Annotated in this window: 13 protein-coding genes and 1 pseudogene; 10 read left to right on the top strand and 4 right to left on the bottom strand. The window is 33.4% G+C overall.

The genetic code is table 11. The features are described 5' to 3' along the window. Positions 1 to 27 precede the first annotated feature (27 nt). Both RRF69_RS10970 and RRF69_RS10965 read left to right on the top strand, forming a co-directional pair. Positions 28 to 1,995, top strand: coding sequence for a hypothetical protein (locus tag RRF69_RS10970; protein ID WP_316939823.1), 1,968 nt, complete (start codon positions 28 to 30; stop codon positions 1,993 to 1,995). Positions 1,996 to 2,537: 542 nt separating this feature from the next. Continuing rightward, positions 2,538 to 3,257, top strand: coding sequence for a porin family protein (locus RRF69_RS10965; RefSeq protein ID WP_316939822.1), 720 nt, complete (start codon positions 2,538 to 2,540; stop codon positions 3,255 to 3,257). 442 nt (positions 3,258 to 3,699) lie between these two features. Here the strand turns inward: RRF69_RS10965 and RRF69_RS10960 are convergent, their stop codons facing one another. Next, positions 3,700 to 3,834: a hypothetical protein gene (locus tag RRF69_RS10960; protein WP_316939645.1), complete on the bottom strand. Its 135-nt coding sequence runs from the start codon at positions 3,832 to 3,834 to the stop codon at positions 3,700 to 3,702. Between the two features lie 606 nt (positions 3,835 to 4,440). On the opposite strand from RRF69_RS10960, the gene RRF69_RS10955 reads away from it, so the two are divergent. The 3 genes from RRF69_RS10955 (at position 4,441) to RRF69_RS10945 (ending at position 6,521) form a co-directional block, all read left to right on the top strand. Then, positions 4,441 to 4,758, top strand: coding sequence for a hypothetical protein (locus RRF69_RS10955; protein WP_316939821.1), 318 nt, complete (start codon positions 4,441 to 4,443; stop codon positions 4,756 to 4,758). 169 nt (positions 4,759 to 4,927) lie between these two features. Beyond that, a complete protein-coding gene (locus RRF69_RS10950) occupies positions 4,928 to 5,548 on the top strand; it encodes a hypothetical protein (protein WP_316939820.1) in 621 nt (206 codons plus the stop codon). 160 nt (positions 5,549 to 5,708) lie between these two features. Continuing rightward, positions 5,709 to 6,521, top strand: coding sequence for a PhzF family phenazine biosynthesis protein (locus RRF69_RS10945; protein ID WP_316939819.1), 813 nt, complete (start codon positions 5,709 to 5,711; stop codon positions 6,519 to 6,521). Positions 6,522 to 6,792: 271 nt separating this feature from the next. On the opposite strand, the gene fahA is transcribed toward RRF69_RS10945, so the two are convergent. Further along, the gene (gene fahA, locus RRF69_RS10940) at positions 6,793 to 8,070 is read right to left on the bottom strand and encodes a fumarylacetoacetase (RefSeq protein WP_316939818.1); all 1,278 of its coding nucleotides are present in this window, start codon (positions 8,068 to 8,070) and stop codon (positions 6,793 to 6,795) included. A gap of 197 nt (positions 8,071 to 8,267) precedes the next feature. Here fahA and glyA point away from each other — a divergent pair. From glyA to RRF69_RS10920, 4 genes and pseudogenes are all read left to right on the top strand, one after another. Further along, a pseudogene (glyA, locus tag RRF69_RS10935) lies at positions 8,268 to 9,541 on the top strand (serine hydroxymethyltransferase). 124 nt (positions 9,542 to 9,665) lie between these two features. Next, complete coding sequence (locus RRF69_RS10930) at positions 9,666 to 11,555, top strand: CBS domain-containing protein (protein WP_316939816.1); 1,890 nt, start codon at positions 9,666 to 9,668, stop codon at positions 11,553 to 11,555. Further along, positions 11,552 to 12,562: a succinylglutamate desuccinylase/aspartoacylase family protein gene (locus RRF69_RS10925; protein ID WP_316939815.1), complete on the top strand. Its 1,011-nt coding sequence runs from the start codon at positions 11,552 to 11,554 to the stop codon at positions 12,560 to 12,562. Before RRF69_RS10930 ends, RRF69_RS10925 begins: the two co-directional genes overlap by 4 nt. Before the next feature lie 2 nt (positions 12,563 to 12,564). Then, complete coding sequence (locus RRF69_RS10920) at positions 12,565 to 12,729, top strand: hypothetical protein (protein ID WP_316939813.1); 165 nt, start codon at positions 12,565 to 12,567, stop codon at positions 12,727 to 12,729. 55 nt (positions 12,730 to 12,784) lie between these two features. On the opposite strand, the gene rmuC is transcribed toward RRF69_RS10920, so the two are convergent. After that, positions 12,785 to 14,119, bottom strand: a complete 1,335-nt coding sequence (gene rmuC / locus RRF69_RS10915; protein WP_316941144.1) for a DNA recombination protein RmuC — start codon at positions 14,117 to 14,119, stop codon at positions 12,785 to 12,787. 43 nt (positions 14,120 to 14,162) lie between these two features. On the opposite strand from rmuC, the gene RRF69_RS10910 reads away from it, so the two are divergent. Next, positions 14,163 to 14,702, top strand: coding sequence for a 1-acyl-sn-glycerol-3-phosphate acyltransferase (locus tag RRF69_RS10910; RefSeq protein WP_316939812.1), 540 nt, complete (start codon positions 14,163 to 14,165; stop codon positions 14,700 to 14,702). Between the two features lie 4 nt (positions 14,703 to 14,706). Here the strand turns inward: RRF69_RS10910 and pepT are convergent, their stop codons facing one another. Beyond that, on the bottom strand, positions 14,707 to 15,951 hold the full coding sequence (gene pepT, locus RRF69_RS10905; RefSeq protein ID WP_410479458.1) for a peptidase T: 1,245 nt from the start codon (positions 15,949 to 15,951) through the stop codon (positions 14,707 to 14,709). Positions 15,952 to 15,958: the final 7 nt, after the last annotated feature.

Genomic DNA, 15,958 nt, shown 5'->3' with positions numbered 1-15,958 from the left:
TGCTTATAATCACCGTTGTACACAATTATGACAAAATCAATCTACATATTACTATCATTATTAATTTCAGGAAATGTTTTCTGTCAAACTTCAATAATTAGCGAAAGTGATATTCCAAAACTTGATTCTATCATAATACACTTGGAAAAGAATTACAGCCAAAGTGAAACGCCTAATTTTTTCTCACTACCACAGACATCAGCAAGTTATTTCGAAATTATCACAAAAACCCCAAACAAATTTATTACTGAATTAAAGAAATCAGATAATATAAAACAGCTAAAAAATAAATTCAAAGGATTACAAGTTGACAAAGATTTATTAATTATAAAAAATGCCTATTCAAATTACAAAAAGGAAAAGAAATTACAGATAAAATCATTTGAAATTGGCAAAAGTCAAAGACACATTATTGACAGTCAAAACTATGACATTCAATTCTTTTTAAATGAAAAACAGAATACTAGAATGTATTTCTCTGTTTACCAAGAGAAATGGGGCAAACATAAAGAATCAACCATAATAAAAGGCTTCTACTTAAATCATGATTTCAAACTAATAGCTATCCCAAAACAACTTTCAGATTGGATAAACTACACAGACCTAATAGTAAAGCCAGAAACATCCATTTTTTATGATAATGACGACAAGTCAAATGAATTTAAACCATATAATAGAACTATTATTGACTCATTAGTGAACTACTATGAACTAAAAACCAACAAACCACCTTACAGAAAAGAACAAGATTATATTGCTCGCAGAAACGAACTAAATGAATGGCAATCTAAAAAAGAGAAATTTGCAGACAGCCTTTATGCAAATGACCGTAATTTTAAAAATCTGCTATTAGAAGCTTTAGATTATGCAGAAATAAACAAAGTCTCAAATGGAGATTTAGAGGATTTTACTGCTCAACTTATTTCGGAGAAAAGAGCCTTGGAATTAATGAGGCAAAATAGACAAGTGGGAACTTGTAGTTTTGACAACGGACCAATAATTCAACAAAAAAGGATTGCGAGTTTGGCTTCAAAAACTCAAAATTGGAATGTTTTTATAAAGTCGTTCTTAAACATAATGAATGATAATGTTTCCAGAAACGCAAATAGTAATATTGCTTCAAACGCTAGAAAAACATATATCGAAGAGCTTGCAAAGCTCGATATAGATATTGATAAAATCTTATTGGGTTCTAACGTAAGAATTACTGATACAATGCGAACCCACTATTTTTCTGATGGTAGCAAAATCGCAAAAGCATATGCTAACTTAAATTCTGGCAAACAAGAATATTTCGAGAATACAGTTTTCGAAATAATCAAAGACAAAGAAATTGATGCTTTTAATAAGCTACATTTTTATAATACACTAAAAAATTACCAATATTTTGTTAAAGATAGTATTGAAAGAATCCAGTTAGAGAAAGACATTGAAAATCTAATTCCATTTCTTCCTAAAGAAATAAAATCAAGAATTCAAAACCCAAACAAACAATTATACGATTTACTTTATCGTGAAAAGCAAACGTTAGATAACTTTGATATCAAATCCTCAATAATCGCAAATATTTATTCTTATAGTTTCGACGGAGACTGTTGGCAAGCCGAACTTATTGACAAAAACTCTGATGGAAGAATTATATACGACTTAATAATGGCAATCGGAGAGGAAATCACACCGCTTCAAAATTTCATTGACAAAAAAAATGAATTGAAATCTCGTGTTGAGCAACATTCATTTTTACAACAAATCATTAATGTCAATAGAGAAAATAAGGTTTACATTAAATTCACAACCGATAAGTCATTCGTAAATAACAGAAACAGAGTGACAGAAGATATGCCAAAGGAATTAGTAGACGAATTAGACTTTGAAAATGCAATATCACTTTATGTGTCATTTCCTAAAAGAAAATATGTCCGCTTTGTTTTATTAAATAATCGAAACTTATTGATGTTAGGAATACCTAAAGACTTTGAATTACCTTATTTATAAATTCGAAGACTTAATGACTAAAGAAGAAAAATCATTTCTATCGACATCATATAAAAGCTTTAAACTATTTGATGAGAAAGGAAAAATGTTAAATTAAAAATAACTGTGTACAACAATGGTAACCGTTGCACAAGCCCCGAAAAAAAGTAAAAAACCTTCCTTTTTAAGCCGATGTGCGGGATGCCATACTAAAAAATGAGTGTGCTGTAGTATTTTTTGGAGGGGATCTACGCTTTTTTGCCCACTTGTACCATAATAAGCTCTAGTCAAGCCATACAAATAGTCTAAATCTAAAACGCTTCCTAACTGTCGATAAAATTGTCTTTGGGTACTCGTTCGCTCAAACTAAAACAAGCAAACAGCTTTTCTTGATAGGTCTTTTTTCCTTGCATCCTTAAATTTAAAGAAAATATTTTTATTATCAATCTATATTTACTTATATTTGGGTAAATACTTGTGCAACAGGCACAAAGCATATAACGATCTGTCGGGCTAACCGCCCGCCCGCCGTATATGCAAACGTTGGCAAACATTGGCAAACATTGGCAAACATTAGCGAAATGAACAAGAAAATATTTAAACTTACCTCAATAATTATATTATTATTTCTATCAATAAATTTGTTTTCACAAGAAAGCAAAAATAGTAAATTCAAGTATGGAATAAACCTAGGCGGAAATCTATTTGAATTGAAACAAAATTATGTTTTTGAACGATATAATGGAAGGCTAAACTATTCTTTTGGATTTTCAATTGAATATAAAATTAATCAAAACTTATCCTTTCTATCAAACATAAATTACGATAGGAAAACAATGGTATGGGTACACCGTATTTCATCCGTTTCTAATGGTGGTTTTGGAAGTTATACTATAGAAGATGAAATTAGATTTAGCTACATTAATATCCCTGTCTTTTTAAGATATAATATAGGTAACTCAAAAAAATTAGGATTTAATCTTGGAGGTTTTTATAACCATGCCTTGAATATAGAAAATGAAGCCAAAGTTATAGAAAGTGAATCACCGATTAACGAAGTTGGCGATGAGTCTTTTACTCAGCAATCAGAACAAATTATTGATGATTATGATTATGGAATTCTTTTTGGTGTTTCTTACCAATTTGCACTAACTGAAAAGAATCATTTTACACTAGAATTAAGAAATGAATTTGGATTAGCAGATATATCACAAATTCCTGTATTTAGTAAGATAAAAACAAACACGTTAAAATTAATTTTAAATTGGCAACTTCCAATATAATAACGTTTGCTAACACTGGTAATCGTTGCACAAGTCTACGAAAAAAGTAAAAACCTTTCCCGCGCTAGCGAGTGCGTCTCGCTCTGACGGTAAGGATAGGAAAAATTGAAGGGAGAAATGTATAACGAATTCGTTCAACGGCATCAACAAGATCCTTGCCCTAGCAAACGAACCCTGTCTTAAGATTTCTTTCTTGCCAGCTGCGCAAAGTCTCCCGACTTCGCGCAACTAAAAAAAGCATAGAATGAAAATTTTGAGGTATCAAAATGAATTTTGAAAAAAAATTAATGAGAATTATATAAGCTCAAAGTCGGGAGACTTTGCGCAGCAGGAAAAAGTAAAAAACCTTCCTTTTTAAGCCGATGTGCGGGATGCAATACTAAAAAATGAGTGTGCTGTAGTGTTTTTTGGAGGGATTTATGCTTTTTTTTCAGCTGCTTTCTTAATATGCTTTGGTCAGCCGATATAAATAATCTAAAACGCTTCCTAACTGTCGGTAAAAATTGTCTTTTGGTGCCCGTTCACTCAAACTAAAACAAGCAAACAGCTTTTCTTGATAGGTCTTTTTTCCTTGCATCCTTAAATTTAAAGAAAATATTTTTATTATCAATCTATATTTACTTATATTTGGGTAAATACTTGTGCAACAGGCACAATGGCTATAAGTAATTGCTTATTCACGCCTACTTCTGAAAATCCCTGCCTGCCGCAGGCAAGCTCACGTATTTTCAGTTTGGTGTGTACTTGTAAAGTTAAGTGCTAAACCACGCAACTACTCATAGCCCAAACGTTGGTAGCCATTTGACGATAATATTGCGTTAAAATTAAATGTTCATAAAAAAGAAAAGTTGTACATTGAAACAACAAAAGCCACTCGCTTAAAGAGATTTGAACATTAAGAGTAAGCAAAATAGTAGAATTGAATGAATACCAAAAACGGGAATATTTCCCAAACCAACTTTTTTAAAGTTGGGTAATTTCATAAAAAACAAAAATTATGAAAATACTATCAAAATTTATTATGGCTTTCACAATAATCTTTATGATTTCTTGTGACAAAGATTAAAATTTAGATGAAGCAAACATTCTTTCCAAGGTTGTTGACATTAAAATTTCTAATAACAAGAGTTCTAAAAAATCAACAAACTCAGATATAGAACTGACTGGTAATATTGAATTTAAAATGGATGATGAAAAAGAAGAATTTTTAGGTTTTGAACTTTCTGAAAACTTAATTAAAGCTACAGGTCTTTCAAAAGAAGAATTGTATGAATTAATTTACTCAGATATTCATATTAATCCTGATGGAACTTCAAAAAGTTTACATTCTAAAAATTATGAAAAAGCAGGAGGAATCAGTGAATGTAAATCTGATTGTCATAAAAGATATACTGATGGAGATGGAAAAAAAATTAAAGGTAGAGGTTGGTGTAAATTTGGTTGTTATGTTGATGCTGTTGTAGAAGTAGCATTAAAAATACTACTAGGATTAATTAAATAAAAGTATAAAAATGGTTAAGAAGGAAAATTCATTTTCCTTCTTAATTTTAACATTAAACTTTATGAGAAGAATTCTTCTATTTACAATAATAATTACTTTTTTTTTAAGTTGCAATAGGATTATGCTATCTATTATTACTCCTAATAATGTAGAAAAAAGTTTAAAAATTATGAAAAATGACCATCAAATAGTTGTTTTTCTCCCTATGGTACACTTAGCAAAACCTAGTTTTTATAATAAATCAAAAAAAATTATTGATTCATTAAAAAATGAAAATTATACTATATTTTACGAAGAAATAAACATTAATAAAAAATATTATAGTAAAAAATTAGACTCAATAAATAAAAAAGAATTATTTATATTACTTAGGAAGTATAGAAAAATACTTGGAAGATTTCAAATTAATGATTTAACTAGTCAATCAAATAAATCTTTACCAAAATATTTTAAAAACAAAAAGTTTGTGTCACAATCAAAAGAAATTTTAGGTATTGACACTTTAGATATTAATATTGATGTTTCTTTGACAGAATTAATACAAGCTCATGAAAAAAAGAATGGTGTAATTATTTTAGATAAATGTGATTACAATACAGGTTTTAAGGAAAAATATAAATGTAGTAAACTAAATAAATATTACGCAATAAGATACTATAGGGATAGTATAGCTGCTAATAAAGTTTTAAAATATAATAAAGAAAAATCTTTAATTATTTTTGGGAAAGGTCATTGGTATGGAATTTGGCCATATTTTAGAGATGAAGGGTTTGTATTAGTTGAAAAATAAACGGCTACCAACAACGTATAAGCCCAATAAGGGTTTAAGGCTTGGAATAAAAGCAGTTTTGTGTTTGTAGAATTATTTTTAAACCGAAACTACAAGTGTACAAATCCCTTACTGGGCTTATACAAAACCGTTAGCACCAATTAGAGCAGATCAAGTAAGAATGAAAAAAATAGAAACCTATATCGTTGATTCATTTACGGACCAACCCTTTAAAGGAAATCCAGCGGGTGTCTGTATATTAAAAAATGAACTGTCTGATTCAGAAATGCTTTCAATCGCAAAAGAATTAGGATTATCAGAAACGGCATTTATTGGTGAGCTTAATGAAAATAATGAATATCCCATTAGATTCTTTTCACCAGTAATGGAAATTCCATTGTGTGGACACGCTACTTTAGCTTCTTCAAAAGTACTTTTTGAAAAAAACGGACAAAATTCACTCACTTTTGTGAATATTCAGAACTTGAAATTACCAATTAAACGCAATGAAGAATTCATTAAAATGGGATTCCCAATTTATGAGACAATCCCTAAAGAAGTACCATTTGAATTACTTAAAGCCCTTGGAATTGAAGAAGTGAGTAATAGCGAATACAACGCTGAAACCAAAATATTGTTACTTGAAATTCAGAGTGCTGAATTATTAAAAAACCTATCCCCCGATTTTGACAAGCTAAAAAAATCACATAAAGAGATTAACGGAGTAGTTGTAACTGCACATTCGACAAAGGTGGAATTTGACTTTGAATCAAGATATTTTTGGCCTTGGAGTGGGACGAATGAAGACCCTGTAACAGGTGGAACGCATACCTTTTTGGCAAAATATTGGGGAAAGAAATTGAATAAGTCAAAGATGAATTCTTTTCAATGTTCAGAAAGAACTGGATTTATGGAAGTTGAATTATTGAATGAGAAGAATATGACGATAAAAAGTAAAGCTCAAATTGTTCTGAAAGGAAAATTAAAAATTTAACTGGTGCTAACACCGGTAACCGTTGCACAAGCCTACGAAAAAAGTAAAAACCTTTCCCGCGCTAGCGAGTGCGTCTCGCTCTGACGGTAAGGATAGGAAAAATTGAAGGGAGAAATGTATAACAAATTCGTTCAACGGCATCAACAAGATCCTTGCCCTAGCAGTCGAACCCTGTCTCAAGATTTCTTTCTTGCTACAGCGAAGGCACTTTCTAAAACACCAACGAAGCTGTATCGACAGCTTCTTGGTTGTTTTAAGAAGCAATAGGTCGCTATTTCGCTGGCAATACTTTCCCAACACATTCACCAAAACCAATTCGTACCTGATCCTTTTTACAATGCGCTCGCATAATTACCGTATCGTTGTCATTGATAAATTTACGGGTGGTTCCGTCTTTTAGCCTAATTGGGTTTTGTCCTCTCCAGGTAAGTTCTAACATCGAGCCATAGCTATCTTTAGTTGGTCCTGAAATGGTTCCAGAGCCCATCATATCACCCGCCTCAACGGGACATCCGTTTACGGTGTGATGCGCCAATTGCTGTGCCATGGTCCAATACATATATTTGAAATTGGAGTTGGAAATCACAGTTTCCTCTCCATTTTCAGGCTGAATACCTACTTGCAAATGGATGTCATAACTTCCTTTTCCTTCTTGTTTCAAATAGGGAAGCGGCTCGTGTACCTGTTTTGGATTGTCTGTTCTAAATGGTTCTAAGGCATCTAAGGTTACGATCCAGGGTGAAATGGTAGAGGCAAAATTTTTCCCTAAAAAGGGGCCTAAAGGCACATATTCCCATGCTTGAATGTCTCTTGCAGACCAATCGTTGAATTGTACCAATCCAAAGATGTATTCTTCTGTTTCTTCAATCGGAATTCGGTCGCCCAAAACATTGGCATCTGTTGTAATAAAAGCCATTTCAAGCTCAAAGTCTAAGAGTTTAGTGGGGCCAAAACCAGGAGTAGTACTTCCTTCTGCAGGTTTGGTTTGTCCGTAGGGTCTTCGTATGGGCGTTCCAGAAGGGACTATCGAAGAACTTCTTCCATGATAGCCAATAGGAATGTGTAGCCAGTTTGGCAACAAAGCATTATCGGGGTCTCTAAACAATGAGCCCACATTGGTTGCGTGCTCTTTACTCGCATAAAAATCGGTATAATCTCCTACAGAAACCGGCAAAAGCATTTCTACTTCATCCATTCTAAAGATTATTTTTTCCTTATGTTCAACGTGATCTCGCAAACGACCGTTGCTTGCATCAAAAACTTCAGCAATTCTATTTCGAACCAAGCGCCATGTTTTTCTACCATCAGCGATAAAATCATTCAAATTGTCTTGTAAAAATAAATCATCGGTTAATGGAATTCCTTCAAAATAACCCAACTGATGAAATGCGCCTAAATCAATTGCAAAATCACCAATTCGACTACCAATAGTAATCATATCCTCTCTAGTAATAAAGACTCCGAAAGGAATGTTTTGTATTGGGAAATCTGAATCTTTTGAAACCTGTAACCAAGATTTTCTGTTGGGATTATTCGCTGTAATGATCATGAGCTGAGATTTTAATTTTTATCAAATCTATGCAATTTTTTCTCTTTCCGAGAATGAAAAATCATCAAAAACTTATTTTTAACAGTCCATTTATACCAATACAATAATTGTTAAAAGAAAACGAAAAAATAGTTGGAAAAGATATTTCATACAACCCTCTTTTTCATTATTTTTGTAAACTTATAAAACCCACAACAATGCAACAAGATAATTTAATTTTCGACCTTATAGAGGAGGAAAAAGAAAGACAATTAAACGGACTAGAGTTAATTGCATCTGAAAACTTTGTAAGCGACCAAGTAATGAAAGCACAAGGTTCTGTTTTAACCAACAAATATGCAGAAGGATATCCTGAAAGCGTTATTATGGAGGTTGTGAAATTGTTGATATTGTTGAACAAATTGCGATTGACAGAGCTAAAGAATTATTTGGTGCTGCCTATGTGAATGTGCAACCTCATTCAGGTTCTCAAGCCAATACTGCTGTTTTTTCAGTGTGTTTAAAACCTGGGGACAAAATCTTAGGATTCGATTTATCGCACGGAGGGCATTTAACACACGGCTCTCCTGTAAATTTCTCAGGAAAATTATACAAGACCTCTTTTTATGGAGTTGAAAAAGAAACTGGAGTTTTAGATTATGATAAAATACAGGAAACAGCTACAAAAGAACAACCAAACTTAATTATAGCTGGAGCTTCTGCCTATTCTAGAGACATCGATTTCAAACGCTTTCGTGTAATAGCAGACAGTGTTGGAGCTATTTTATTAGCTGATATTTCTCATCCTTCTGGAATGATTGCAAAAGGAATTTTGAACGATCCCTTACCACATTGCCATATTGTTACCACTACGACCCACAAAACGTTGCGCGGTCCAAGAGGGGGACTGATCATGATGGGACAAGACTTTGACAATCCTTTTGGAGAAACGTTGAAAAATGGTAGCTTAAAGAAAATGTCTTCTTTATTGCAATCGGCGGTTTTCCCATGAAATCAAGGAGGACCTTTAGAACATGTAATTGCTGCAAAAGCAATTGCTTTTGGAGAAGCCTTAACAGATGAATTTTTAGAATATCAAATTCAGGTAAAAGAAAATGCAGCTGCCATGGCAAAAGAATTTGTTGCCAAAGGCTATGACTTAATTTCTGGAGGTACGGACAACCATATGATGTTGATTGACCTACGTAACAAAAATATTTCTGGTAAAGATGCTGAAATTGCACTTGGAAAAGCAGACATCACTGTGAATAAAAACATGGTTCCTTTTGATGATAGAAGCCCGTTTGTAACTTCTGGAATCCGCGTAGGAACCCCTGCTATTACAACTCGTGGTTTGAAAGAATCGGATATGGCTGCTGTAGTTGGTTTTATCGATGAAGCAATACAGAATGCTGAAAATGATGAAGCTTTACACGAAATTGGAGAAAGAGTCTCAGCAATGATGTCTCACAGAAGATTGTTTGTGATGTAATGTATTTCATCCCTACAAAATATACAACGGGTTCACTTTTAGTGAGCCCGTTTTTTTGTGATGATATTTGTCATGTTTTTTATAAAAAGTTTATTAGAACTTCGTTGAGTGTAATTGATGTACAATGGGATCTCAATCTGTAATAGCGATCAAAACAAAAAAACAGCGCAAAGAATTTGTACGACATCTACTCAATGATATTGAAGCTTTTGAGTATATGCTTCAACATCAAATGTTTGAAACTGGAATTCAAAGAGTAGGGGTAGAACAGGAATTGTGTCTTGTAGATAAAGATTTTAGGCCCTCAACGACAGCCTTAGAGATTCTTGAGAAAATGGATGACAAGCATTATACCACAGAACTCGCACTCTTCAATTTAGAAATCAATTTAGATCCTTTTGAATTGACTCACACTTGTTTTTCGGATCTTGAAAAGCAGCTGATAGCACTCTTAGAAAAAGGATCGAACGTAGCAGAACAAGTTCAAAATACTAAATTAATTCTAGCTGGAATCTTACCCACATTGAAGAAAAAAGATTTGGTCTTTAAAAATGTGACTCCCTTCAAACGCTACAAAACACTCAATTCAATATTGAAAAAAATACGTGGGGAAGATTTTAAAATTCATATCCAAGGGGTAGATGAACTTATTCTAAAACATGAATCAATCTTATTTGAAGCCTGTAATACAAGTTTTCAAGTGCACTTACAAATTTGTCCTGAAGAAGCGATCGATAAATACAATTGGTCTCAGGCTATCGCAGGACCCATATTGTCAATCATGACAAACTCACCAATTTTACTGGGGAAAGAACTTTGGAGCGAAACTAGAATTGCCCTCTTTCAGCAAAGTATCGACTTACGAAATATTTCTCATATTTCTAGAGAACAAAGAGCACGAGTTTCATTTGGCGAAAGCTGGGTAAAAGAATCTATTTTAGAATTATTTACTGATGATATTTCAAGATATCCTCCTATTGTCTCTTCAAAAATTGAAGAAGATTCTCTCGAGTTAGTGCAACAAGGTATCATGCCCAAACTCATGGCCTTAAATTTACACAATGGGACGCTCTATAAGTGGAATCGATTGTGCTATGGCGTTCACGACAATATAGCGCATATTCGAATTGAAAACCGATACATCCCTGCAGGCCCCAGTGTAAAAGATGAAATTGCAAATGCTCTTTTGTGGGTAGGAGTGATGCAAGGGATGCCAAAACAATATGAAAAAATTTGGCGTAAAATGCCTTTCAATGATGCGAGAGGCAACTTCATTAATGCAGCTAGGACAGGAATGGACAGTTATTTTAATTGGTTTGGAAAAGGGATGTCTGCAAAAAAGCTATTGGAAACGGTTTTAATTCCAATGGCTAAAGAAGGCTTGTTGAAATCGAATATTGATGAGACTGAAATTGATCATTATCTAGAAATTATCCAAAAGAGAATCGATACTAATACTACGGGGAGTAAATGGTTGATTCGCAACAAACGAACACTACGAGCCGAATTTTCAAACTACGAATCGAATGTGATCTTAACTGAAAACATCCATAAAAATCAGCAGGATAATATCCCTATTTCTGAATGGAAGCCTGTAGAGTTCTACAAAAATGACAGTCAAAAAAAATACGATAAAGTCTATAAAATAATGTCGACACATCTTTATGTTGTGCATGAAAACGATTTATTGAAATTGGTGTCTAAAATTATGGAATGGAAGAAAGTTCACCACATCCCCGTAGTAAATTCAAGAAACAGAATTGTAGGAATTATTGATAAAAGTCAGTTGGAAGAAATTGATTTTTCTTCTAAAAATACCTTCAAAACAATTGCCAAAAACATCATGAATACTAATTTTGGTATTGCAAATCCAGACATGTCCTATCAAACAGCAAAAAATATCATGAACAGTAAAAAAAATACTGCAATAGTAGTTGTTAATGGGGATTTATTAGTGGGTATTATTACAAAAAGTGATTTTGAAAAAATTGAACAAATCAAAAAAACTTTATGAGTCGTCCTATCGAAATTGAATCCTTTCAAGAGAAAATTTTCATACAAAGAATCATTGGTAGTGTTCAAGGAATTAAAGAATCTCCTACTGTGATTGCTATTGGAGGAATTCATGGCAATGAGCGGGCAGGAGTAAATGCCTTGATAAAAGTTTTCAAAACCATTGAAGAGCAAGACATTCAATTTAGTGGGAATTTCTATGGAATTTCAGGAAATATCGCTGCACTCGCTGAAAATATCCGCTTTCAAAATGTTGATTTGAACCGAATTTGGACCAAAGAAGAAATTTTAAAATTGCATTTAGAGGATGATTTAGAAATTGAATCTCAAGAACAAAATGAAATTTACACCTTTTTAAAAGAAATTCTCCATATTGAAAATGGGCCTTTTTATTTTTTAGACTTGCATACCACTTCTTCAGATACCCAACCTTTCATTACCATTAGCGATTCGCTCAATAATAGAAAATTTTCTTCCAATTTTTCCATTCCTACGGTGCTCGGAATTGAAGAATATTTAGAAGGTCCCTTGCTTACTTATCTCAATGAATACGGACATATAGCATTGGGATTTGAGGCAGGTCAGCATGAAAAAGAAGTGTCTGTTGATAATTGTATTGCATTTTTGTGGTTGGCCTTGGTTGCATCTAATTGCCTCCAAAAGGAAGCAGTACCCAAGTATTCATTTTACCAACACAACTTGTCGCTCTTTAAGGAACAGCAGGTTTTTTATAAAATCGATTACAGACACTCGATCAAGCCTTTTGAGAATTTTAAAATGGTAAGTGGGTTTCGGAATTTTCAAAAGATTTCAAAAAGGGAACTCTTGGCATTTAGCAATCAAAAAGAAGTAGTTGCACCCATCGATGGCGAACTTTTTATGCCTTTGTATCAACCAAAAGGAGATGATGGTTTTTTTATCATCTCCAAGATTTCTCGCTTCTGGTTATCACTGTCTCGATTTTGTCGGAAAATACAATTTCATCACGTGTTAAAATTATTACTATAGGTGTGCGTGGAGTCAGAAAAGACCCCTATGGATTGGAGGTAAATCCAAAAACAGCTGCCTTTTTGGCCACAGAAATCTTTCATTTATTTGGCTATCGAAAAAAGGTTCTCAAAAAAGGACGTTATTATTTTATAAAAAGAGATCGAAAAGTACAAGAGTTTCTTTAACCGAAAAGAATTCCTCGAAGCTCTGACTCAAGCATAGTTTGTTTTTAGAAATGTATTATTCTTCATTTTCATCATCATTGTTTGCTCGATCTATGATATTTTCTGGGAGTGCTTTTTTGGCTTTGGCACCCATTTTTCTCAATTTTTCTACACTGGTAATTAGATTTCCTTTTCCTTCAAAAAGTTTGTTCATGGCTGCATTATAATCCGTTTTAGAAGCGTCAATTTTCTTTCCAACACCAATCAAATCACTCAACAGACCATGAAACTTGTCATACAAACCACCAGCTTGTCTTGCGATTTCTAACGCATTTTTTTGCTGTTTTTCGTTGTTCCACATCGAATCAATAGTTCGTAAAGTTGCCAATAGGGTAGATGGGGTAACAATCACGATATTCTTTTCGAATGCCTTATTGTATAAGAAATTATCTGCATTCAATGCAATGGCAAAGGCAGGTTCAATTGGAACGAAAAGCAATACAAAATCGGGTGATTCAATTTTATAAATATCTTCATACTTTTTTTCACTCAATTGTTCAATATGTCTTTTAAGAGAATTGACATGTTCTTTTAGAAACTGTTCTTTGTCTTTTTCATCTTCGGAATTGACAAATTGCTCATAGGCTGTTAAGGAAACTTTAGAATCAACGATCATTTTTTTGTTGTCTGGCAAATGAATCACAACATCGGGGAGTACTCTTTTTCCTTCCTCGTTTGTAAAACTTTGTTGTACAAAATATTCTCGATCTTTTTCCAAACCCGATTTTTCTAAGACTCGTTCTAAGACCAGTTCTCCCCAATTTCCCTGAGTTTTATTGTCTCCTTTCAAAGCTTTGGTCAAGTTGATGGTTTCCTTACTCATCTGTAAGTTCATCTCTTTCAAACCAATAATTTGCTGACGAAGTGCAGCATGATAATCAATACTTTCTTTGTGGGTCTGCGTTACTTTGTCTTCAAACCCTTTAATTTTTTCTTGCAAAGGGCTCAAAATGCTTTTAATATTCTCTTGATTTTGTGCTGTGAATTTAACAGATTTTTCATCTAAAATTTTATTCGCTAAATTCTCAAATTCTTTGGTAAATTTTTCTTGAAGCTTTTCGACTTCGTCTTTGTTTTCCTCAAGTTTATGTTGCAGATTTCTTAAATCTGCTTCTTGACGGGAATTCATCGTGAGGAGTTGCTCTTTTTCTTGCTGCAAAAATTTGAGTTCTTTTTGAAGTTCTAAAACAGACTTTTCAGCATATTCTTTGGAAGTTTGTAACAAGGAATTTTGTCCCTCTAGGACTGAATTCTCCTTTTCTCTTTTTAGTTTTCCTAATAGACTACCTATAAATAAGCCGATTAGAATCCCAAATACTATCAATAAAAAGTTAATTATTAAATCTATCATCATTTCGAATTAAGTCCTTAAATTTAGAACTTTAAAATATACAATGAAAGGATTTTCGAAATTTATATTATTTAGAATTTTAGGCTGGAGATTAGTGGGAGATTTCCCTCAAGATATTAAAAAATATGTTGTGATAGCTGCACCTCACACCAGTTGGATCGATTTTCCAATTGCAATTTTGTCAAGAATGGCCTCAGGAACAATGATCAACTTTATCGGAAAGGGGTCGTTATTTTCTGGACCTTTTGGTTTTTTCTTTCGTTTATTAGGAGGAACTCCTGTAGACAGAAGTAAAAATAATAATTTAGTAGAATCAATTGTTCAAATTTTTAATTCTAAAAATGAATTTCGATTAGGACTTTCTCCGGAGGGAACTCGAAAAAAAGTAGACAAATGGAAAACAGGTTTTTATTACATCGCCAAAGGAGCTCGAGTGCCTATTGTAATGGCAACCTTAGATTTTGGTAAAAAACAAATACTGATTTCAGAACCTTATACCACAACAGACAATATGGAAGCGGATTTTCAATACTTCCATGATTTTTTTAAGCATGTTCAAGGAAAAAATCCTGAATTATTTTAAATGATCACTTCAATTTTTGGGATACTTTTTCTGCAATTCCCACAATGACTGCTGTGGCTTTGATCATGGATTCCACAGGAACGTATTCATATCTTCCATGAAAATGATGTCCACCAGCAAAAATATTGGGACAAGGCAATCCTTTAAAAGAGAGCTGCGAACCATCGGTACCTCCTCTAATGGCCTTGATCAGAGGTTTGATACCCAATTCCTTCATCACTTCTTCGGCAATATCTACAATATGCATGACTGGAACAATCTTTTCTCGCATATTATAATATTGATCTTTCAGTTCAATCTGTATAAGATCTTTTCCATATTTTTTGTTGAGTGCAGCGCCAATGGATAGAATATTGTTTTTACGTTTTTCAAATAAGTCCAAATCATGGTCTCTAATGATGTATTCAAGGACTGTTTTTTCTACGGTTCCTGTGAGATCATGCAAGTGATAAAAACCTTCATATCCTTGGGTGTTTTCAGGTACTTCTTGTGGTGGTAGGGCTGCGATAAACGCATTGGCAATCAATATCGAATTGATCATTTTTCCTTTGGCATAACCGGGGTGAACAATTTTTCCTTCAATGGTGATCTTTGCAGAAGCTGCATTGAAATTCTCGTATTCCAATTCTCCAATCTGACTTCCATCCATCGTATAAGCCCAATCTGCACCAAACTTTTCTACATCAAATAAATGCGCCCCCTTGCCAACTTCTTCATCGGGAGTGAAACAAATTCTGATATCTCCATGTTTGATCTCTGGGTGTTGAACCAAATACTCCATTGCAGAAACAATTTCTGTGATACCTGCTTTGTCATCAGCACCCAATAGGGTAGTTCCATCGGTTGTGATGATTGTTTGTCCTTTGTATTCTAATAAGTCCTCAAAATAATCGGGAGATAAAACAATGCTTTGAGCTGAGTTTAAAACTATCTCTTTTCCATCATATTCGTGGTGAATCTGAGGGCGTACATTTTTTCCTGTAAAATCGGGACTGGTGTCTATATGAGCGATAAAACCAATCGTAGGAACCCTGTAGTCTAAATTACTGGGTAAAGTCGCCATGAGATAACAGTTTGCATCCAGTTCAACATCCTGCAGGCCAATGGCTTTCAATTCTTTTTCTAATATTCGTGCCAAATTCCATTGTTTTTCAGTTGAAGGAAAAGCAGGGTTGTTAGGGTCTGATTCGGTGTCAACTGTAACATAACTTACAAATCGTTGTATAATTTTTTCTTTAGAAATGATCATTGTTAAT

Source organism: Polaribacter sp. HL-MS24, from assembly GCF_032758595.1.
In the GTDB taxonomy this organism is placed as follows: domain Bacteria; phylum Bacteroidota; class Bacteroidia; order Flavobacteriales; family Flavobacteriaceae; genus Polaribacter.
The sequence above is the reverse complement of the archived record's forward strand: the minus strand, read 5'-3'. Positions and strand labels throughout refer to the sequence as shown.